The following is a 20,527-nucleotide window of genomic DNA, read 5'->3' on the forward strand; positions in this document are numbered from 1 at the left end:
CTCCGGATCGGATCAGGGTTCGGGTGGCCCTAGGCCGTACGGTGATCCAGGCCGAGCAGCTCGGCGGCGGCCCGGATCTCGGCCGACCGGTGGCCGACCGCCAGGGCCCAATGGTGCCCGATGCCGGTCCGGCTCCAGGCGTCCACCCACTCGCCCGGGTCGACCCCGAAGTCGACCCGCGACGTGGTGTTGCCGATCTGCAGCAGCGGCCCGTCGACCACGGTGCCCTCGGAGGTGACCAGCACGTAGCTGCCGTCCGGGTCCTGGCCGAGGCCGATCGTGGTGACCGGCCCGTGCCGGACGTCGAACTCCACCGAGACGCCCCAGCCGCGTTTGCCGTGATAGACGCCGAGCCCGCGCAGCAGCGGATCCCGGGCGCTGATCGCGAGGTGTGCCGGGCCGTCGTGGCCCATCTCCACCACGCCGTCGTCGAAGTTGAGCGCCTGGATCTCGGTGAACGAGCCGCCGGCGCCGAGGGACTGGCAGATCAGCATCGCGATCGACGTACGCAACTCGTACTCGCCCGCCATCGGGATGCCGCGCGCGGTGAGCAGGGACGAGCCCAAGATCATCGCCGCACCCAGCCGCTCGTGCAGTTCGCCGGCCAGGCCACGGTGGTAATAGGCGACCGAGTCGAGATCGAAGTCGGCCACCAGCCGGTCCAGCCCGACCGACACCTTGGCCGCCCATTCAAGATCATCGGACTCGACGGTCCGGTCGAGCTGGAACAGCTTCCGGGCCAGCGCGACCCGGTCCGAGGTCTCGGCGTCGGTGACCTCGGCGACCCGTTCCCGGAGATCGTCGAACTCCAGCACCTCGAGGTGGGAGCCGAACGTCGTCGACACCGTGGTCAGGTCCGTCGACACGTCCAGCATGCCCGGATAGAGGTGCCCCATCAGCCCGTGCCGGGCCTCCCGCAACCGGGCCCGGACCCCGGCCGCGGCGATCCAGTGGCCGATCCGGGTCCAGGCGCTCTCCTGCCGGAGATGGCCGGACACGGAACGGAAGCCGATCCCGGCCCGGCGGAACACGTTGGCGATCTCCGGGATCGGGCACTGGCCGCAGTAGGCCAGCCACTCCCCTGTGTCGAACGTCGCGTGGTCCATCTTCTCGGACGGCTGCAGGTCGATGATCAACACCGGCGCGTTCGCCTTCTGGGCGATCGGCAGCACCATCGACGAGGTGAGGTACGTCGCGACGAAGATCACCACCAGGTCGCAGTCGGCCACCCGCAGCTTCTCGCCGGCCTTCCCGGCGTCCGTGGCGTCGGAGACGAAGCCGGCGTCGACCACATCGGCGTCCATGCCCTGGAACCGCTCGGTGACGTAGCGCGCGGATGCCTGCAACTGTTCCAGCAGCCCGGGGAACTGCGGCCAGTAGGCCCCCAGTCCGCCCGAGACCAGACCGATCCGGGTCCGCCGCCGCTGATGCGGGATCAGCAGCTCCGAGGGATCGCGCTCTCCAGCGTCCGCCATCGTTCCTCCACAGCGAGTCGGCTCCAGAACCAGAATTGAATCGTTTTACAAGCCGGCCGAGAAGTCAACCCTGCGCCCGCTGACGGCTCGAAATCGGATCGCCAGGCCGGGCCGCGCCGGTCGGCACCCTGCTGCCGGGCGCGCCGGCTTCGGCGAACGGCCGGCACTGCTGCAGCTGTTCGGTTGTTTGATCATGCTCGGCGGGGCGTACGCCGGAGCGAACGCCGGCCGTCGGATCAGGACTGGCCGTTGAAGAGCGAGGTGACCGAACCGTCCTCGAACACCTCGGTGATCGCGCGGGCGATCAGCGGGGCGATGGACAGTACCGTGAGCCGGTCGAAGTGACGTTCCTCGGGGATCGGCAGCGTGTTGGTGACGATGACCTCCTCGAACGCCGAGGCGGTCAGCCGATCGACGGCCGGGCCGGACAGCACCGGATGGGTCGCCGCGGCGATCACCGACTTGGCCCCGCGTTCCATCAGCGCCTCGGCGGCCTGGCAGATCGTGCCGGCGGTGTCGATCATGTCGTCGACGAGCAGGCAGACCCGGCCCTCGACCTCGCCGACCACCTCGTGCACCGCGACCGTGTTGGCCACGTTGGGATCGCGCCGCTTGTGGATGATCGCCAGCGCACAGTTCAGCTTGTCGGTCCACATGTCGGCCAGCCGGACCCGGCCGGCGTCCGGCGACACGACGGTCATCTCCGACGTGTCGTACTTGGACTCGACGTAGTTCGACAGCACCGGCAGCGCCCAGAGATGATCAACGGGCCCGTCGAAGAAGCCCTGGATCTGCGCGGCGTGCAGGTCGACCGACATCAGCCGGTCGGCGCCGGCCGTCTTGTAGAGGTCGGCGATCAGCCGGGCCGAGATCGGCTCCCGGCCGGCGTGCTTCTTGTCCTGCCGCGCGTACGGATAGAAGGGCGCGACCACCGTGATCCGCTTGGCCGAGGCCCGCTTCAGGGCGTCGACCATGATCAACTGTTCCATCACCCACTCGTTGACCGGGGCGGCGTGGCTCTGGATCACGTACGCGTCGCAGCCGCGGACCGACTCCTCGAACCTGACGTAGATCTCGGAGTTGGCGTAGTTCAGCGACCTGGTCGGCACGATGTCGACGTTCATCAGTTGCGCGACCTCGTCGGCCAGCGCGGGATAGGCCCGTCCCGAGAACAGCATCAGATGCTTCTCGTTGGGCTTCTTGACCCCCGTCATGCGCCCTCCCCCTTCTCGGTTTCGCCGGACTGCTCAGCGGCAGCGGCGGTCTTGGTCCCGGCGCGCTTCCGCGCGACCCAGCCCGGGATGTTGCGCTGCCGGCCTCGCGCGACCGCCAGTTCGCCCGGCTCGACGTCGCTGATGATCGTCGAGCCGGCGGCCGTGTAGACCCCGTCGGCGATCGTGACCGGATGGACCAGGACGGTGCCGCTGCCGACGAACGAGTGCCGGCCGACGGTGCTGCTGGTCTTGAGCACGCCGTCGTAGTTGGCGAAGATCGTTCCGGCGCCGATGTTGGCGCCCTCGCCGATCGTGGTGTCGCCGGCGTAGGTCAGGTGCGGCACCTTGGCGCCGGCGCCGATGATCGCGTTCTTGGTCTCGACGAAGGTGCCGATCTTGCCCTTGCTGCCGAGCTCGGTGCCGGGGCGGAGGTAGGCGAACGGTCCGACGGTCGCCTCGGAGCCGATCACGGCCAGCGAGCCGTGCGTCCTGATCACCGTCGCGCCGGCGCCGACCTCGACGTCGACCAGCGTGGTGTCCGGGCCGATGGTGGCGCCGGCCCCGATCGAGGTCGCGCCCTCGAGCGACGTACCCGGCAGCACGGTGGCGTCCGGTTGGAGATCAACGGTGTCGTGGATCCAGGTGGTCGCCGGGTCGACGATGGTGACGCCGGCCCGCATCCACTGCTCGCAGGTGCGCCGGTTCAGTTCGGCGTTCAGCCGGCCCAGCTGGACCCGGTCGTTGACGCCCTCGGTCAGCCAGAAGTCGTCCACGCGATAGGCGGCGACCTGCTGGTGGTTGTCGGTGGCGATCTTGACCACGTCGGTGAGCATCAGCTCGCCCTGCGCATTGTCGGTGCTGATCTTGGACAGGCCGTCCCGCAGCGTGTCCGCGTCGAAGACGAAGATGCCGGAGTTGATCTCGTCGATCCCCCGCTGCTCCTCGGTGGCGTCCTTGTGCTCGACGATCGCGACCACCGAGCCGTCGGCCCCGCGGACGATCCGGCCGTACCCCGTCGGGTCCGGAGCGGTCGCCGTGAGCACCGTCGCCACCGCTCCGGCGGACCGGTGCGCGGCGACCAGGCCGGCCAGCGCATCGCCGGTCTGCAGCGGTGCGTCGCCGACCGTGATCACGATGTCGCCGTGCAACTCGGGCAGGCCGGCGATCGCGCACTGGGCCGCGTAGCCGGTGCCGTACGCCTCGTCGCCCTGCGGCACCCGTACCGCGTGCGGGGCGACCTCGTCGAGATGCGCCTCCACCTGGTCCCGCCCGTGCCCGACCACGACCGCGACGTGCTCCGGCGTCAGCGCGGTCGCCGCGTCCAGCACCCGGTGCAGGATCGACCGGCCGCCGACCTCGTGCAGGAACTTGGGCCGGGCCGACTTCATCCGGGTGCCGCCCCCTGCGGCGAGGATGATCACGGCCGCCAGGGTCGCCTCCGAGGGGGCATCGGTGGCTGCATTCACACGGGCTCCTTGGGCTCTCGTCAGGGCGGTGTTGTCCGCCGGGTCACCTTAGTCTCCTGCTCCCGACACTGTCTCATCGGACGCCTGCGGCTGCTGGGGCCGGAGCAGGCAGAACTCGTTGTTGCCCGGGTCGAGCAGGACGGTCCAGGGCAGGTCGCCCCAGTCGTGGTCGAGCCGCCGGGCGCCGAGATCGAGCAGCCGGGCCAGTTCGGCGTCGTAGTCGCCGCCCGGCGGGACCCGGAGATCGAGGTGCAGCGGGTTCTTCCCGCGCTTCGGCTCGACCGGTTCGGTGAAGCCGATCAGCGGCCCGGTGCCGGACGGGTGGCGGAACGTCGCGGGCAGCGCCGGCCAGAGCTGCCAGTCCCAGGCCTGCCGCCAGAACGTCGCCGCCGCGTCGATATCGTCGGCGTCGATCGGGATCCCGCCGATCGGCCCGGTGTCCGGATACATCGGCTCGCCGCTGTCCCGCATCCGACGATCCGGCATCACGCAGAACGCGTAGTCCTCGGGATCGACCAGGACCACCCACGGAGCATCGCCCTGCCCGACGTCCACGTGCTCGGCCCCGAGCCCGAGCGCCCGCTCGACCATCGCATCGCGCTCGTCACCGCCGTACAGGTCCAGATGCAGCCGGTGCGGCCGCTCCTCCCGCTCCGGCACCGGCAGGAAGTCGAGGTAGAACCCGTCCAGCCCCGGATACCCGACCCGAGTCGCCTCCGCGGACTCCTCGATCACGGGCGACTCGAGCACCCCAGCCCAGAACCGCCCCAACCGCACCGGATCCCGCGCATCAACGCACAGACACTCCAACACCGACCGCTCCATCCGCCCAACCTAACGACCAAAGCCCCGGACGGCCGGTCCCCGCCCGCATCAGCGACGACGCGAGTCACCGTCCCCCGCCGTGAGTGAATTCTCGCCGCGACTAACCGGCGACAATCCACTCAAAAACCAGAGCGCCGGCGACCGCACCCTTCCCAATCCGGCCCCGCCCCATCCTCCCGACACCCACCCACTCGTCCGGTTCCCACACCCCCCACGCATCCGACCAGCGCTCGGCTCCCAACCGACCACCCCCGTGGACGGAAGCCCAGTCAGGGACTGCCGGGGAGGTCTGTGCGCGGACGTGGACGGGCCTGGCGGGAGCCCGCGACGCAGAATCGCGGCAGCCGAACCAAGGCCACCGCGGGCGGATGGTTGTCCGCGCACAGACCTCCCCGGCGGTCCCGATCCAGCCTCCCCCTCAGTCGCCTAGTTCCAGGATCGACGACGAAGCAAGATCAACAAGCCTTTCCAGGCTCCCGGCCACGATTTCAGATTGCCAGACCTGGTAGACATCCCGCCCGTACACGGAAGCCGGCGGGAGGTACACGAAGCCCGGCCCATTGGTGCAATTGAGGACGAAGATCGCCAGGTCAGGGTGGCGGCGGCGCAGCTCCGTCTGCAGCCAGGAGTACGGCTCGCCGGCCTGGGCCAGGACGATCGCGTCGCCCCAGCGCCAGACCCAGAGCGGGTGCCTGGCCATGTCGCCCTCGATGTAGCCGGCCCGCAGCTGGCTCGCCCGGCGCAGCCGTTCGGCGGCGGCGGACGGGTTGATCCCGGCGTGCCGGCGGGCCAGTTCCTCCGGGGTCGGCTGCGGCCGGGTGGTGAGTTCGGCGACGGGCCGGATCGTCCGCAGGGTCCGGGACGGTTCGGCCGGCTGGGGCCGCCAGATCCCGAGGGCGGTGCCGGACTCGACGACCTCCGCCAGGCCGAGCCTGCTGCCGGGCGGCGGCATCGCGGTCAGGCCGGACAGGGCGGCGTAGCCGATCGCCCGGCCGACCCGGTCGGTGAGGTCGCCGTCGCCGTACTGCTCCCGCGGGCTCAGTTCGCCGGAGGCTCCCTGCAGCACCAGACACGGCGCTCCGGTCGCCCGCTCCACCTCCTCGCGCGCGGCACCGATCCAGTCCGGCGAGATCAGCGGCGGCTGCCAGCCGAGGGTGGTCGGGTGGCAGGCGTAGTTGATCATGGTCGCCAGCGGTCGGCCGTCCCGGGCGGTGATCCGGCCGACCAGCAGGGTGTCGTCGGCCGGGGCGCCGGGGTTGAAGGCGACCAGGTCCCGGCCGCCCAGCACGAGGGCACGGTCGACCGCGACGTCGCAGCGGGCGGTGCCGAAGGTGGCGGTGGCCTCGACGGCCGACTCGGCCGCCTCCCGGCAGGCCTCGATGATCCGCTCCGCGAGCAGGTCGAGATAGGCCGGCACCAGGTCGGCGCCCTGCAGTTCGGGCGAGGTCGCGGTCAGCGTCGGGCCGGAATGGGTGTGCACCAGGTGGATCAGCAGGTCGGCCGGCTCGGCGCCGAGCGCGTCCAGCACCCGGGACCGTACGCCCTCTTCCTCGGCCGCGTTGCGCCACCAGCCGAGGTCGGTCGACACCAGATAACGGGTCGGACCGTCGCCGTCGCTGATCGCGAGCGCGGTGGCCCGCAGCGGCCGGTGCACGCCCGCCGCGAGGTCGGTGTCGGCGGCGCCCCAGTTGCGGGCCAGGATGCCGGCCGGCGGCGTGATGTCGCGGATCGCGACACCGACGCGTCCGGCGGCGGCCAACGGTGCCCAGCTCAGCTGTTCCATGATCAGTTCGGTCTCCGGGTCAGACGGTCCAGGCACTCGGGCGGTACCCGGCGGGGTCGGCGTGGTAGGCGGACCAGTGCAGCAGCGCGCTCACCGCGACCGCGTTGCAGCCCGGCCAATCCCTGGCCAGCAAGGGCGTCCCGAAGCGGGTGTCGAAGCCCCAGGTGGACAGCGCACCATGATCATGTTGGCCGGCGACGATCGCGTTTGCGGCGGCCACGCCCTTGATCAGATAGTCCGGTTTGCCGGTACTGCGGTGCAGCGCCAGCAGGGAGGCGAGCCAGTTGCCGGTGTGCACCTCCATCGGGTGGTAGCAGCGGTACTGCTCGATCACCGTCGGAGTCGGGCAGCGGACCTGGACCGGCGACTCCTCCGGCGCCCAGACCACGAACTGATCTTCGATGTAGGCGTTCAGTGCCTCCGCGTGCGCGACCCGGTCCGGCAGGTCGCAGTCCGGCCCGAGCAGGTGGCGGATCGTCTCGTTGGTGTCCCAGTTCTGCAGGTTGGTCCACGGCTGCACCGACGGTACGTCCTCGTACATCCCCTCCCAGCGGCCGTCGCTGATCGGCCCGCGGAGCAGCCACTGCTCGGCCCGCCGGCGAGCCGTGCCGAGCCGGTCGGCCCCGGACCGGTCGGCGAGCGGTTCGAGCATGATCAACAGCCGGATCGGCGTGATCACCGCCGAGGTGTACGCCTCCGCGACGGCACCCGTTCTCGGATCGACCCGGTACGGCCAGGAGCCGTCCGGCTGCTGCAGGTCCAGCAGCACGTCGGCGATCCGGCGGGCCCGGGCGAGGTAGCGCTCGTCCCCGGTGTGGGCGAACAGCCGCAGCATGGCCTCGCCGACCCGGGCGGACCGGAACAGCGTGATGTTGTGGCCCTCGACCAGCCCGCCGATCCGGCCGTGCTCGACGGTGGACGGGGACAGCCCGGCGCAGCGCCAGTCGTCGGGCAGGGTGTGCTCGAGCAGCCAGTCGCCGTACGCCAGTGCCTGCCGTTCCGCGACCGGTGCGAGCGGTGCGCCGGCGAACCGGTCGGCGTACCCGAGCAGGGCCAGTACGAAGCTCGGGTTGTGCAGGGACGGGAAGCCGAGCCGGCCGCGCACGCCGGTCGGGGTGTCCTCGAAGGAGGACCAGACGCTGCGCGGCGCGTCCCCTTCGTAGTCGTCCACCCGGTCCCGCGCCGGGCCGACCAGGTGGCCCATCGCGCGGTGCACGGCCGCTGTCCAGTCGGCCGGTTCGGGCGCCACCCCGTCGAAGCCGGGCACCCGCCAGAACCGCCGGGCAGCCCGTACCGCGACCTCGGCACCGGTGTCGTCGAAGCCTCGGACCAGCACGTCGACCGGCCCGAGCCCGAGGGCCGGCCAGGCCTCGACAAGATCAACTTCGGGGTCCGTCACCGTGCGCCGCCAGACCACCCGATCGCGGTCGGCGACCGCCACGTCGTACGAAGCGGTCGCCGCGGTCGGGTGCCAGCGCAGCACCGGCGGCGCGACGAACCGCGGCGACGCCGACGACGGGCCCCAGAAGTCGATCACCCGGGACTCGTCCAGCAGGCTCATCGCGACTCGCCGGCCGCCAGCCCGCCCATCGTCGAGGCGCCGACCGCCAGGTCTCCGGCCCCGGTCTCGCGCAGGGCCTCGCGGACGGCGTCCTTCGTGCCGGCGACGAGCTGATCGATGTCGGATTCCGTGTGGGCGTAGGAGATGTGGCTGCGCTTGAGGTTCAGCGGCAGCTCGAAGATCCCGCGGTCGATCAGCCGGCGCCGGTAGCCGACGAACAGGTCGGCCCGGTTGGCCAGCAGATCGCTGTACGTACGCGGTGCCGGGCCCGGCATGAAGTAGCTGACGAAGATCGAACCGTAGCCCGTCACGACGGCCGGAACGTCCAGCTCCGCGAAGACCTCGCGGAGGCCGGTGCGGGCCAGCTCGCCGAGCCGGAAGGTGTGCTCGTGCACCGGCTGCTCGGTCAGCTTGGTGAGTGTCGCCAGCGCCGCGGCGACCACGACCGGCGCTCCGTTGTACGTACCCGCGAAGAACGCCGGCCCGCCCGGCCGGGAGCTGAACTGCTGCATCAGATCGGCCCGGCCGCCGATCGCGCCGAGCGGGAACCCGTTCGCGAACGCCTTGCCCAGCGTGGTCAGGTCGGGCGTGATCCCGCTGATCTCCTGCCAGCCGCCGAGCGCGTGCCGGAAGCCGGTGATCACCTCGTCGAAGATCAAGATCGCGCCGTGCTTGGTGGTCTGCTCCCGCAGCGTGAGCAGGAACTCGTCGGTCGGCAGGACGCAGCCGATGTTGTGCGGCACCGGTTCGACGATCACGCCGGCGATCTGATCACCATGATCGGCGAACAGCCGGCGGACCGCCTCGGCGTCGTTGAACGGCAGCACCACGGTCGATTCCAGCACCTCGGGGAGGATGCCGGCTGAGATCGGGTCCGGCCGGTTCAGGGCCTCCTCGGCGGAGATCACGTTCAGGCTGACCGCGTCGTGCCAGCCGTGGTAGCAGCCCTGGAACTTGACCACCAGCCGCCGTCCGGTGACGGCCCGGGACAGCCGCAGCGCATGGAACGTCGCCTCGCTGCCGGTGCTGGTCAGCAGCACCTGCTCGAAGCTCGGCACCAGTTCGATCAACCGCTCCGCTAGCTCGATCTCGCCCGGCGTCACCCCGACGCCGCACAGGTCGACCTCACGGGTCACCGCCGCCACCGCGGCGCTGACGTCGGGATCGTTGTGGCCGAGCAGCTGCGGGCCGAACGCGGCGTGGTAGTCGGTGTAGGCCCGGCCCTCGGTGTCGAAGAACCGGGCTCCCTCGGCGCGCGCGACGACCAGGTCGGTGATCCCCGGAACACTGCGCTGCCCGCTGTTCACGCCGCCGGGGATGGCCGCCCGGGCCCGCTCGGCGAGCGGCGCGCCGGCACCAACTGCATTCACTCTCTGTCTCCTTCGATCGATGGGTCCGGGTCGTAGCCCAGGAACAGCTCGAGATGATCAACTTGCTTCTGCAACAGGGCCGCCAGCTCGTCGAACCGGGCCACCGGGACGCGGCTGCCCGGGCCGCTGACGCTGAGCGCATAGCGGGCGGTGCCGCTGTGATCACGCACCGGTACGGCGACGCAGCGCAGCCCGGCCACCGACTCCTCGTCGTCGACCGCGTAGCCGCGCCGGCGCACCTCGGCGAGGTCGGCCAGCAGGGCCCGCAGGGAGGTCAGGGTGCGCGGCGTGCTGGCCCGGAACTCGTACCTGCGCAGCGATTCCCGGACCTCCTCCTCGGTCAGCGTCGACAAGATCGCCTTGCCGAGACCGGTCGAGTGCCAGGCGTCCGTCTCGCCGATCGCCGCTCCCTTGCGGATCGGGTGCCGGCTCTCCACGGCGTGCGCGATGACGAGTTGATCACCGGTGCGGACGCCGAGCGTCGCGGTCTCCTCGCACTCGTCGACCACGGTCGCCATGGCCGTCCCGGCCAGCCCCATCAGGCCCTGCCGGCCGAGGGCGCTGCGGCCGAGCGCGAACAGCCGCATGCCGATCCGGTAGTGCCGGGTCCGCGGGTCGCGTTCCACCCAGCCGTTCCGGACCACGCTGTTCAGGTAGCGGAGGGCGGTCGGCTCGCTGAGGCCGGCGCGCGCGGCGACCACGGAGAGCGGGCCGGGCTGCTCCGCCACGGCTTCGAGCAGGCCGGTCAGCCGCTCGACGCTCTGCAGTCCGTCGGGGGTCGCCATAATTGATCATGTTCCATTCAGTGACAGTGTCTTTCACTAGTACGATAGCGCGAAGACATGGCGTACTGTCAACGACCGGCGTCAGTCCCCGACTCTGGAGCGAAGCATGAAGATCACCGAAGTGGACACGGTCGTCTGCGATGCCGGCATGCGGAACTGGGTGTTCGTCCGGATCCGGACCGACCAGGGGTTGGTCGGTTGGGGCGAGGCGAGCACCGAGTGGCGGACCCATTCGATCGTCGGGGCGGTGCGCGACTTCGTGCCGTTGTTGATCGGCGAGGATCCGTACCGGATCGAACACCTGTGGCAGAAGCTCTTCCGGCAGCAGTTCTGGAAGGGCGGCTTGATCACCATGAGCGCGCTGTCCGGCATCGATCAGGCCCTGCACGACCTGAAGGCGCAGGCGCTCGGCGTCCCGCTGTACGAGCTGCTCGGCGGCCGGGTCCGGGACAAGATCAGGCTCTACGACCATCTGGGCGGCGGCGACCCGGACGCGGTCTACGGGGAACTGTCGGCCGAGCGGTTCGCCGACAGTGCGCGGCGCAGCGTCGAGGAGGGCTTCGATGCGGTGAAGGTGCTGGCCGTGCCGATGGGTGCCGGGCTGCCGTCCGGCGCGGCGCTGCGCACCACCGACCGGGTGATGGCCGCGGTCCGGGATGCCGTCGGCGACGAGGTGGAGATCATGATCGACCTGCACGGCCGGTGTACGCCGGCCGCGGCGATCGCCTTCGCCGGGGTGCTGCGGCCGTACCGGCCGTGGTTCCTGGAGGAGCCGTGCCAACCGGAGCTGGTCGAGGAACTGCCCGGGATCGCTGCCGGGGCAGGGATTCCGATCGCCCTCGGCGAGCGGCTGTCCGGCCGCGGCGAGTTCCTCCGGGTGCTGCGGACCGGTGCCGTCGCCGTCCTGCAGCCGGACGTCTGCCACTGCGGCGGACTGTCCGAGCTGCGCCGGATCGCCGGCCTGGCCGAGGCCTTCGGCGTCACCCTCGCGCCGCACAACCCGCTCGGCCCGATCGCCACCGCGCACAACCTGCACTTCGCGATGGCCACCTCGAACTGGCTGATCCAGGAGCAGATGCGCGCCGCCGCCCCGATCTGGGACGACATCCTCACCACCCCGCTCGAGTTCGCCGACGGCTACGCCGTCCCGCCGGCCGGCCCCGGCCTCGGCACCGCCGTGAACGAGACCGTCGCCGCCGCCCACCCCGGCACCGAAACCGAGCTCCAACTCTCCACCCGCCTCCCCGACGGCACCCTCTGCGACTGGTGACCCCCGCGAAGACTCCCAGGTTTCGCCGAGTGTGACGTTACGGACCGGTGAGATCGATTTCGCGTGGTCGTACCGTCACACTCGACGATCTGCCCGGCACTCTCACGCGAGTGTTACCGTCCCCAGATGACGCCAGGCATCCGACTCGCGGTGTCCGGCCGAGCTGACAGCGGCGAGATTCTCGTCGATCTCGAGGTTCCCGACGAGCGCTATGACACCGACACCTTCCCACGGAGCGCTACCGGGCCGTGATCATCGACGCAGCGGGCAATACTTCACCCAGCCTCGGGATGTCCGGCGGGGCAACGGGAGGGCACGTGAGACTCACCTTTGCCTTCCCGGTCGAACGCTGGGCCGCGGCGGAGTTCGTTCGGCTCGAGCTCGGCAAGATCGAATTCACTCTTCACTTCGCCGACCTGGGACTGCCCCACAGCTGATCAGCCGCCGAGCCGGCGGGCCAAGGCGTCGGCGTCGGCTCGGGTGAAGTTGCCGGCGAGCTGTAGTTGGCCGCCCGGGATCTCCTGCTGCACCATCGGGGCGGAGATCAACTCCTCGCCGATGATCATGGCCATCCGATTCTTCGGATCCGGCTCCGCGGCGAGGTCTGCGGTCACCTCGGCCAGGGTGTCGGCGGCGTCGGCGGGCAGGGTGATCAAGATCATCCAGTTGCCGCCCGAGTCGGTCTCGACCTTCACCTGTTCGAGGCGTTCGACGGTAAGCCGACTCGGCCCGAGCCGCAGGCAGGATCGCGGGTTGTCCGGCTCGGGGTAGGTCCGGTCCGACCCGGCCGACGCGCACGGCGCCGGCCGGAGTTCGGTGACCTGGTGGAACGCCAGCGGCTCGGAGAGCCCGGCCGGAGTCGGTGTCGGGGATCGCCCCGGCCAGCCCGGCAGCAGGCCGCAGCCCGTCACCGTCATGATCAAGGTCAGGACGGCGAGGGCTGCGAACCGGCGCATGCGGTCAGGCTAGCCGACTCAATAGGTGACGTTGAGCCGCTTGGAGACGGGCGCTCTCCGGTCCAGGGCGCTCCCGGCGAGCGGGACGGTGTTGCCCTGGCCGCCGGGTTGCAGCACGCCGTTGATCTTGAGCGTGTAGTTGGCGTTCTTGTTCGCCAGCTCCTGCGGATCGTCGACGGTCACGATCACGCCGACCCGGTCCACCCGGCCGAGGATCCGGCGCAGTTCGCTCCGGTTCAGCGAAGCCTTGTGGGCCTTGCTCAGGTCCACGTCGGCGTACCGGACCGTCTTCCCGTCCAGCGTCCAGCCGACCAGCTGCACCCGCCAGTCGGCGACCTTCATCGGCGACACCTGGGTCGGCGACTGGCCGCCGTTCAGGGTGGTGCCGTCGGTGATCACCGTGTCGCCGAGCTTCACGTCCCGGATCCACCAGCCGGATGGTTCGCCGCTGCCGTTGCCGTTGGCGGCTCCGTCGGTGAGGTACCGGAACGAGACCAGGACGTTCTTGCCGGCGTAGTCGGACAGGTCGAAGCTCTGCGGCTGGTAGCCGTCGCTCAGGCCGGTCAGTCCGGGCAGTTGCGCGATGATCGACGCCTTGGCGCCGTCGGCGTACTCGCTGGTGGTGTTCTCGTTGCCGATGGTCTGGTAGGTCTCGCCACCGTCGGTCGACACCTGGACGACGCCGAAGTCCCAGTTGGCCTCGATGTCGTACCGGCTGGAGAAGGTCAGCTGACCGCCGCCGGCCGGCACCGAGACCGGGTAGACGATCGCACGATCAAGATCATCTCCTTCGCCGGACCAGAGTGCCGCGTCGTCGATCACCCACTGCAACGGATCCGCTCGATAGGTACCGGCACCGGCGAAGCTCAGCGACGTGATCGTGTCACTGTTCACCGGACGGTTCGCAATGCCCAGCACGTAATCCGACCCGTTGGCCGGGGCCCCGGGCGAATCGTACGAACCGGTCCAGGCCCAGTCGATCGCCGAGTTCAGCTCGCTCGCCGTGAACCGGCGCCGCTGGTCGCGATTGAGCCCGCGGGCACCCTCGTCCACCAGCCGGTCCACCGCCATCTGCGCGGCCCAGTCGTGCACCACGTCGGTGGCCTTCAGCCCCGGTGCGCGATCATCGAGATAGCGCTGCAGGGACCGCAGTCCCGGAGCGTCGTCGTTGTGCAGGTACGTGATCACACCGCGGCCGAACTGACCGGCCAGATAGCTGACGAAGCTGTACGCAGCACCGTAGTCGGCCAGCGTCTCGTTCGGCTGATCTTCCCAGCGGGTCAGGGAATTCTCCGCCCCGCAGTACGGGAACGCGTCCGAGCCGTGGAAGCCCTGGAAGCAGGTGAGGTGGCTGTCCGCGCCCAGTTCCCCGTACGCGAGCGTGGGGTCGACATAGCCGACGACGGTCTGCGCGTAGTCGGACAGGCCCTCGTTGAGCCAGGTGGTCTCGCCGGGCCCGGCGTAGTACTCCAGCAGATGCTGGTATTCGTGGGCGAAGGTGCCCTCGTAGAGGTGCGGCCGGGCCGGCTGCTGCGGGCTGCACGGTCCGCCCGGGGTCTCGTCCGGCGGGTTGGCGCCGGTGCGGTGCAGCCAGTCGTAGGAGTCGATCGTCATCACGTTGCGGTCGAATCCCTCGTTGTACAAGGCAGAGAAGAAGCCCGCAATGTAGGTCGACCCGGCCGGAGTGGTCTGATCGTAGAAGTTCTCGTCGCGGACGTTGCTGACCAGGACGACGGTCTTGTCACCCTCGCCCTTGAAGTAGTCCGGGTCGCCGCCGCCGATGATCTCCCACAGCGGTGCGCCGAAGCCGACGTCGACCGACTGCGTCCCGTCCCGCTCCGGAGCGACCGAGAAGACCTCCGACTCCTTGGGCAGGATGTTGCCGTCGAACTCGGTGATCATGGACTGCACCTGCGCGTCGGTGATCACGTTGCGGACGCCGTCGTTGCGGCAGTCGCCGTCCGGGTAGTTCAGGTTGCCCTGCACCCAGATCTCGATCTTGTCGCCGACTCCGCGCAGTGTGTACGGAGCGGCGCCATAACCGGCGACGCCGTAGACGAGCCAGTTCTTGCTGCCGCCGACCGGAGTGCCGGTCCCGGTGTCCTCGGTCGCGGGTGCGGACCGGAACTGACGTACCGCCGGAGCGTCGTCGCGGAACGACTTCTGCTCCGACCGGCTCAAGTCGATCTTGGATTTCTTGCGGATCTCGGCCGGCGCTTCCCTAGTGTCGGAGGCCAGCCGAGCGGCCGGTCCCGGACCGGGGTCGGCCGAAGCAGTAGTGGTGGAAAGGCCGATCAGGCCGGTGAGAGTGACGGCAAGCGACGCGGTGACGGCGACCGCAGCGCGTGCCCTCCGAGACATGCGGGACACCATGACGGGCTACCTCCAGGGGGTTGAGGCTGTTCCGGACAAGCATCCGCCGGGCCGCTCGGCTCGGCTGGGGATTCACGGAACAGCGGAAGATCTCCCGTGGAGGTCCTTGGACTTCAGTGATCAGCGAAGATTCTCCGGCGGGACCCCCGATTCGGCCGTACGGTTCTCGTCGGCGACGGCGTGCAGCGGAGAAATCGGACCGGCCGGTGCGTCGACCGGCCGCCGCTGTCCCCCGATCAGCGACCCGGCCAGGGCGGTGCGCCGGTAGAGCATGCTCCGGCCGGACCGCCAACTGACCACCATGCCGCTGTCCCGCAGGATCGACAAGTGCCGGCTGACGGTCGCCGGGCTCTGCTCCAGCCGCCGCGCCAGCTGGGTGGTGGACAGCGGAATGACCAACTGGTGCAGGATCGCGGACCGGCTGGCCCCGATCAGGGCGCCGAGTGGATCGTCCACCGCCGGCCGGTCAGCCAGGTCCTCCCAGACCCGGCCGACGCCGCGCGCCGGGTAGGTGAGTTCGAAGGTGTCCGCTTCATGATCGAGAACGAGAGTCGGCCAGAGGAAGATCGACGGGACCAGGGTCATCTGACGGCCGTCGTACGTCGCGTCCGGATAGTGCGGCTTGTCGATCATGAGCATCGCCCCGTCCAGCGACACCTCGGGATGCAGATCCTCCAGCAGCGAGAACAAACCGCCGCTCGCCGACCGCTCGCTGCGGTAGGCGAGATCGTCCTCCAGCACCGCCCGCATCCGATCCCAGTACGGCTCGATCGCGACCGCCCAGTACCCGGTGATCGCCTCCGCCAGCAGCCGCGGCGCAGCCGGGCCGGCGTCGATCAGCCGCTGCACCGACCGCGGTCGGGCCCGGCCGGCCCAGATCCGGGTCAGGTCGTCCAGCACCGGTCCGGCCGGCGTGCCGGCGAGCTTGATCAACTGCTGCTCGATCGTGGCCGCCCGCCCCAGGGCCGGCGGATACAGGACGGCCAGCGGCGGTCCCTCCGGCGGCGCCGCAGCCAGCAGCAGGTCAAGATCGATCCGGTCCAGGTCGGCCGAGATCCGGCGCAGCCAGCGGCGGTGCACCGCGGGCGGGCGTGGACTGGTCAGCAGCCGCAGGCTCGATCCCACCTCGACCAGTGGCGAGAGAGCGAGCCGTACCGTACCCAGGACGTCGGGGCTCAGCCGGAACCGGATCACGGGATCCATCCTCGGGCCCGCGGTCGGCGCCTGCCCAGCGTTAGTCCCGAGACGAACAAGAATCCCGGATCCCGGGAGGACGACAGGCCGATCTTGCTAAGGTGATCTTGGGCCGTGACTGGCGTTGGAGATGGGTCACCATCGGGAAGCGGCCTCGTCGACGTGACGTCGTGCCGTGCGCCTGGGCTCTTATGGGATTGCGATCCGGGAGACAGCGCCGTGGTATTTCATTCGACCCCTTCCGAAGGTTCCTGCCACCGGCCTCGGCTGGTCGGCATCGTCAACGTCACCGCAGACTCGTTCTCCGATGGCGGCAGATTCTTGGCACCGAAGGACGCCTTGGCGCACGCTCGCCGATTGCATGCCGCCGGCGCAGATGTCATTGAACTCGGCCCTGCCGCCAGTCATCCCGACGCCGAGCAGGTGACCGCCGACGAGGAGGTACGGCGACTGGACCCGGTCCTGGACCCCTTGGTCGCCGAAGGCATTCCAGTGGCGGTCGACTCGTGCCAACCCCGGACCCAGCGGTTCGCCGCCGATCATGGAGCGACGTTCCTCAACGACATTCAGGGCTTCCCCGACCCCGAGCGGTACGCGGAGCTGGCCGGCACCGGCTGCCGCCTGATCGTGATGCACTCGGTGCAGCGTCGAGGGCCCGCCACCAAGGTGCGAACCGATCCGCAGACCGTCCTCGCGGGACTGGAGCAGTTCTTCGACCAGCGGCTGGCGGCCCTCCGAGCGGCCGGCATCGACAGCGAACGGTTGATCATCGATCCCGGGCTGGGCTACTTCCTCGGCGCCACACCGGAACCGTCGCTGACCGTGATGGCCGAACTCCGGGCGATCAGGAACCGCTTCGGCGTGCCGATCATGGTCTCGCCCTCGCGGAAGTCGTTCCTCCGCGCGATCACCGGGCGGGATCTGGCGGGCATCGGGCCGGCCAGCCTGGCCGCCGAGCTGTACGCCGCCGGTCAGGGAGTCGACTTCATCCGGACCCATGACGTCGCCGCGCTCCGGGACGCGCTCACCGTACTGAATGCCTTGGAGCATCACGCCGGAGCCGGCCGATGACGCGCCTCGACCTGGACCGGATCCTGGCGGCTCGCCGGATGATCAATCCGATCTTCCTCGACACTCCCCTGTACCGCTGCGAGGCGCTGGAACCCGTCCTCCGCTGCACCGTGAGCATCAAGCTCGAGACGGCGAACCCGGTCCGCTGCTTCAAGGCCCGTGGCACCGAAGTAGTCGCGAGCCTGCTCGCCGAGCACGGCCCGCGGGCTGTCGTGTGTGCCAGCGCAGGCAATCTCGGCCAGGCTCTGGCCTGGTCCGGTCGGGCGCGAGGGCTGGAGGTCACCGTCGTCGCTTCCCGCTTCGCGCCTGCCACGAAGCTGGCTCGCATCCGCGCGTTGGGCGCACAGTTGGAGCTGGTGGACGGCGACATCGAAACGGCCCGCGAGCGGGCTGCGGCGCTTGCGCGCGACCGCGGCATTCGACTGGTCGAGGACAGCCTGGACCTCGAGACCTGCGAGGGCGCGGCGACCATCGGCCTGGAACTCGCCGACGCCCTGCCGTCCGCCGACTCGCCGTTCGATGCCGTGCTGGTCGCACTGGGCGGCGGCGCCCTGGCCACCGGTGTCGGGCAGGTGATCAAATCTCGGGCGCCCGGCGTCGAGGTGATCTGCGTCCAGCCGCTGGGCGCACCGGCGATGACGCGCTCCTGGCACGCACGGCGCGTCGTGACCACCGAGTCGATCAACACGATCGCCGACGGCGTCGCCGGCCGGCATCCCATCCCGGCCGTCCTGGACGACCTGCTCCTCGTCGCGGACGACGCCGTACTGGTCTCCGAGAAGTCGATCATGACCGGCATGCGGCTACTGCTCGAACACGCCGGCCTCGTCGTGGAACCGTCCGCCGCGCTGGGGATCGCCGCGATCATCGAAGACCGGGAGCGATTCGCCGGCCGCCACGTCGTCACCGTCGTCTGCGGCAGCAACGTCGACCTGGACGCCTATCGCCGCTGGGTCGACACGCCCTAGCTCCGGGTCAGGACGGCATCGCCCGGATGATCACGAGGGACCCTTCGAAGGTCTCCTGATCACCAAGCCCCCGTACGCCGCATCCCATTCACCGCTCTTCGGGAGCGATCCGGCTACGCCGTTCAGCGCGGGGACGAGCGAGGGTGGACGCTGGCTGCGCATGCTCGCGGAGGGTTCGACGGCCGCGACCGTACGGTCGGTCGGTTCGTAGTTTGCCGGCACCGGCACCGATGTTGATCACCGTGGTGGCATCACCCAGGACATCCCGGACCGCCTGCGCGATGCGTCACTCATGATCATCCTCCGCCAGCACCGCGCGCAGGCGACGGAGCAGGTCGACGGCGGCGGAGAGTTCCTCCTCGGACGCGGTTGCCGACGTCCGCTCGGCCCAGGCGAGCCGCCGCGGCCGGATCCGGTCCAGCGTCCGGTGCCCCTCCGCGGTCAGGTGGACCAACGGAGCTCTCGCATCGGCCGGATCCGGCGTGCGTTCGACCAGTCCCGCGGCCTCCAACTGGGCGACGGATTCGTTGGCCGACTGGCGCCGCATGCCCCGCCGCCTGGCGATCCCGGCGACGCTGCGCGGGCCATGCGCGACCGCACCCAGGGTCAACCATCGCGAGGCAGTGAGCTTGTCCTCGGCCACGATCGCGTCGCCCGCTCGGGCAAAGGCGTCGGCGAGCCGAAAGACCTCGTCGACCAACTCGGTCAGGCGCCCGGCCGAACTCATGCCCGCTCACTCAGACACACCAGGTGGCCGTCGGCGTCGCGCACCACAGCCATCCGCTCGCCCCACTCCCGCCTCTCGGGCGGATCGACGATGGCACCACCGGCGTCCGCCCACCGATTCACCACGTCATCGAGCGCAGGCGTCGCGAACCCCACGGCCACCGCCGTGTCGGAGGGCAAGGCCGGCCGTTCATGCAGCATCAGCTCGACGTTGTCGGCACTCTTCAGCCAGGCGAATCCCGGGGCGCGGTCCGCGACCTCCAGCCCGAGAACACCGGCATACAAGGCAAGCGCGTCCTCGATCCCGGCTACGGAGACGACGATGCGCTGCAAGGTCACAGCATGATTCATGATCATCATCCTCGTCGGTTCGACAGGTACCTGTCAATTCCTGACACGTACGGCTAGCGCAGTCGCAGCGGATTGCCGTACAGCACAATGCTGACGTCCGGCACCGTCCGTTCAAGATCGACCAGAACCGTGGCATCGGCCGGGGACAGCTGTGCCACCTCGATCAGCTGACACAGCTGAACCGTTCCCGCCGGCCCGCGATGGTCCCGGTGGTAGATCATCACCAGCTGCCCAGTGGCGGCTTCGAGCTGCCGGACGACATCGGCGACAACACCGGTGGGCACCTGGATCTCCGCCCAGTCCAGCCGGGCGAGCAGGTGGCTCGGCAACTGTGCCAGCCAGGGAAATGACGCGCGGACCTCCAGGGTGTGGCGGATCGCTCCGGCACTTCTGCCCCACCGCCGGCTCAGCTCCTCCACCGTCGCACCTGCCCGGTGCTCCGCGCCCAGTTGATCAAGATCAAGCTCGCCATCCATGGGGATCAGCCCTTCGGCTCGTGATCTTCGATCTGGTCGACATCGCTCATCCTCAGCCATGATGCCGCAACCCGTTGATCCATCATGGGTTCGGGGCCGAGCAACGGATGGACCATGGACAAGGTGGTTTCCCAGCGTCGCTGGCCCAAGGATCGTCACCTCGCACCTGAACGACCGGAGCCTCAGTTGTCCGTAGCAGCACAGCATGATCACCAATTCGCCGATCTGCTCCAGACAGCATGGTCACGCATCCAGCACGTGAACCCAGAAGTTCCCGACCTTCGGATCTCCCTGGGCACCAGGGTCCGCGACCTGCATCCGGTCACCGTGCCACCGCCTGGTGATGACGCGGCCGAACGAATCTTCTCGGCCCTGTTGCATGAAGCCGCACATGGCCTCGCTTCGTACCGCAACCTCCATGCGACGAGCAGACAGGGCCGCTACCACAACAGCACCTTCAAAGCCCTCTCCGAAGAACTCGGCCTCGTGGTCAGCCGATCCCCCACTCTGGGCTGGCCTCGGCTGAACACCGACGTTCCCTGAGCTCAAAGGAATTACGTCAGCGAGTGGACGATAAGGGCAGGTCTCAGCGCCGGAATCTGCCATTAGAGTCCACTCGACGAGTTCAGATGCCGCCCGCGAGATTCGGTTGCTGCGAGACGC

At 69.7% G+C, this 20,527-nt stretch carries 20 protein-coding genes and 1 riboswitch; of the genes, 6 read left to right on the forward strand and 14 right to left on the reverse strand.

Annotation, left to right across the window (positions count from 1 at the left end; translation table 11 throughout):
* Positions 1–29: 29 nt before the first annotated feature.
* The 8 genes from ACFQU4_RS19840 to ACFQU4_RS19875 all read right to left on the reverse strand — a co-directional run bounded on the left by ACFQU4_RS19840 (position 30) and on the right by ACFQU4_RS19875 (position 10,479).
* Positions 30–1,475 (reverse strand): arabinose isomerase, encoded by a 1,446-nt coding sequence (locus tag ACFQU4_RS19840; RefSeq protein WP_377495069.1) that lies wholly within the window; start codon positions 1,473–1,475, stop codon positions 30–32.
* Between the two features lie 236 nt (positions 1,476–1,711).
* Entirely contained in the window at positions 1,712–2,653 is a 942-nt protein-coding gene (locus tag ACFQU4_RS19845) for a ribose-phosphate diphosphokinase (protein WP_377495166.1), read from the reverse strand.
* Positions 2,654–2,685: 32 nt separating this feature from the next.
* Positions 2,686–4,155, reverse strand: coding sequence for a bifunctional UDP-N-acetylglucosamine diphosphorylase/glucosamine-1-phosphate N-acetyltransferase GlmU (gene glmU, locus ACFQU4_RS19850; RefSeq protein WP_377495071.1), 1,470 nt, complete (start codon positions 4,153–4,155; stop codon positions 2,686–2,688).
* 48 nt (positions 4,156–4,203) lie between these two features.
* Positions 4,204–4,980 (reverse strand): VOC family protein, encoded by a 777-nt coding sequence (locus tag ACFQU4_RS19855; RefSeq protein WP_377495073.1) that lies wholly within the window; start codon positions 4,978–4,980, stop codon positions 4,204–4,206.
* Between the two features lie 418 nt (positions 4,981–5,398).
* The gene (locus ACFQU4_RS19860) at positions 5,399–6,799 is read right to left on the reverse strand and encodes a hypothetical protein (RefSeq protein WP_377495075.1); all 1,401 of its coding nucleotides are present in this window, start codon (positions 6,797–6,799) and stop codon (positions 5,399–5,401) included.
* The gene (locus ACFQU4_RS19865) at positions 6,783–8,324 is read right to left on the reverse strand and encodes a hypothetical protein (protein ID WP_377495077.1); all 1,542 of its coding nucleotides are present in this window, start codon (positions 8,322–8,324) and stop codon (positions 6,783–6,785) included. The genes ACFQU4_RS19860 and ACFQU4_RS19865 overlap by 17 nt, the downstream gene beginning before the upstream one ends.
* A complete protein-coding gene (locus ACFQU4_RS19870) occupies positions 8,321–9,694 on the reverse strand; it encodes an aspartate aminotransferase family protein (protein WP_377495079.1) in 1,374 nt (457 codons plus the stop codon). The genes ACFQU4_RS19865 and ACFQU4_RS19870 overlap by 4 nt, the downstream gene beginning before the upstream one ends.
* On the reverse strand, positions 9,691–10,479 hold the full coding sequence (locus ACFQU4_RS19875; RefSeq protein WP_377495081.1) for an IclR family transcriptional regulator: 789 nt from the start codon (positions 10,477–10,479) through the stop codon (positions 9,691–9,693). Before ACFQU4_RS19875 ends, ACFQU4_RS19870 begins: the two co-directional genes overlap by 4 nt.
* 106 nt (positions 10,480–10,585) lie before the next feature.
* Here ACFQU4_RS19875 and dgoD point away from each other — a divergent pair, with 106 nt between their 5' ends.
* The 3 genes from dgoD (at position 10,586) to ACFQU4_RS19890 (ending at position 12,186) form a co-directional block, all read left to right on the forward strand.
* Positions 10,586–11,749 carry a galactonate dehydratase gene (dgoD, locus tag ACFQU4_RS19880; RefSeq protein ID WP_377495083.1) on the forward strand — a complete coding sequence of 388 codons (1,164 nt, stop codon included), beginning with the start codon at positions 10,586–10,588 and terminating at the stop codon, positions 11,747–11,749.
* Positions 11,750–11,875: 126 nt separating this feature from the next.
* The gene (locus ACFQU4_RS19885; RefSeq protein WP_377495085.1) at positions 11,876–12,001 is read left to right on the forward strand and encodes a hypothetical protein; all 126 of its coding nucleotides are present in this window, start codon (positions 11,876–11,878) and stop codon (positions 11,999–12,001) included.
* Complete coding sequence (locus tag ACFQU4_RS19890) at positions 11,998–12,186, forward strand: hypothetical protein (RefSeq protein ID WP_377495087.1); 189 nt, start codon at positions 11,998–12,000, stop codon at positions 12,184–12,186. Before ACFQU4_RS19885 ends, ACFQU4_RS19890 begins: the two co-directional genes overlap by 4 nt.
* Here the strand turns inward: ACFQU4_RS19890 and ACFQU4_RS19895 are convergent, their stop codons facing one another.
* The 3 genes from ACFQU4_RS19895 to ACFQU4_RS19905 all read right to left on the reverse strand — a co-directional run bounded on the left by ACFQU4_RS19895 (position 12,187) and on the right by ACFQU4_RS19905 (position 16,272).
* The gene (locus tag ACFQU4_RS19895; protein ID WP_377495089.1) at positions 12,187–12,705 is read right to left on the reverse strand and encodes a hypothetical protein; all 519 of its coding nucleotides are present in this window, start codon (positions 12,703–12,705) and stop codon (positions 12,187–12,189) included.
* An 18-nt stretch (positions 12,706–12,723) separates the two neighbouring features.
* Complete coding sequence (locus ACFQU4_RS19900; RefSeq protein ID WP_377495091.1) at positions 12,724–15,066, reverse strand: peptidase M6; 2,343 nt, start codon at positions 15,064–15,066, stop codon at positions 12,724–12,726.
* 132 nt (positions 15,067–15,198) lie between these two features.
* A complete protein-coding gene (locus tag ACFQU4_RS19905; RefSeq protein WP_377495093.1) occupies positions 15,199–16,272 on the reverse strand; it encodes a DUF5937 family protein in 1,074 nt (357 codons plus the stop codon).
* A gap of 104 nt (positions 16,273–16,376) precedes the next feature.
* Positions 16,377–16,466: riboswitch (ZMP/ZTP riboswitch) on the forward strand.
* Positions 16,467–16,539: 73 nt separating this feature from the next.
* Between ACFQU4_RS19905 and folP the strand changes: the two genes are divergently transcribed.
* Both folP and ACFQU4_RS19915 read left to right on the forward strand, forming a co-directional pair.
* Entirely contained in the window at positions 16,540–17,343 is an 804-nt protein-coding gene (gene folP / locus ACFQU4_RS19910; protein ID WP_377495168.1) for a dihydropteroate synthase, read from the forward strand.
* Positions 17,340–18,311 (forward strand): threonine/serine dehydratase, encoded by a 972-nt coding sequence (locus ACFQU4_RS19915; RefSeq protein ID WP_377495096.1) that lies wholly within the window; start codon positions 17,340–17,342, stop codon positions 18,309–18,311. Before folP ends, ACFQU4_RS19915 begins: the two co-directional genes overlap by 4 nt.
* 286 nt (positions 18,312–18,597) lie before the next feature.
* Here the strand turns inward: ACFQU4_RS19915 and ACFQU4_RS19920 are convergent, their stop codons facing one another.
* From ACFQU4_RS19920 to ACFQU4_RS19930, 3 genes are read right to left on the reverse strand one after another with little or no spacing between them, the layout of a single operon-like run.
* Positions 18,598–19,038 carry a MarR family winged helix-turn-helix transcriptional regulator gene (locus tag ACFQU4_RS19920; RefSeq protein ID WP_377495098.1) on the reverse strand — a complete coding sequence of 147 codons (441 nt, stop codon included), beginning with the start codon at positions 19,036–19,038 and terminating at the stop codon, positions 18,598–18,600.
* Positions 19,035–19,388: a VOC family protein gene (locus ACFQU4_RS19925; RefSeq protein WP_377495100.1), complete on the reverse strand. Its 354-nt coding sequence runs from the start codon at positions 19,386–19,388 to the stop codon at positions 19,035–19,037. Before ACFQU4_RS19925 ends, ACFQU4_RS19920 begins: the two co-directional genes overlap by 4 nt.
* Positions 19,389–19,441: 53 nt before the next feature.
* Entirely contained in the window at positions 19,442–19,864 is a 423-nt protein-coding gene (locus ACFQU4_RS19930) for a hypothetical protein (RefSeq protein WP_377495102.1), read from the reverse strand.
* Between the two features lie 114 nt (positions 19,865–19,978).
* On the opposite strand from ACFQU4_RS19930, the gene ACFQU4_RS19935 reads away from it, so the two are divergent.
* Positions 19,979–20,407: a hypothetical protein gene (locus tag ACFQU4_RS19935; protein WP_377495104.1), complete on the forward strand. Its 429-nt coding sequence runs from the start codon at positions 19,979–19,981 to the stop codon at positions 20,405–20,407.
* Positions 20,408–20,527: the final 120 nt, after the last annotated feature.

The organism is Microlunatus sp. GCM10028923 (assembly GCF_042666975.1).
In the GTDB taxonomy this organism is placed as follows: Bacteria; Actinomycetota; Actinomycetes; order Propionibacteriales; family Propionibacteriaceae; genus Microlunatus.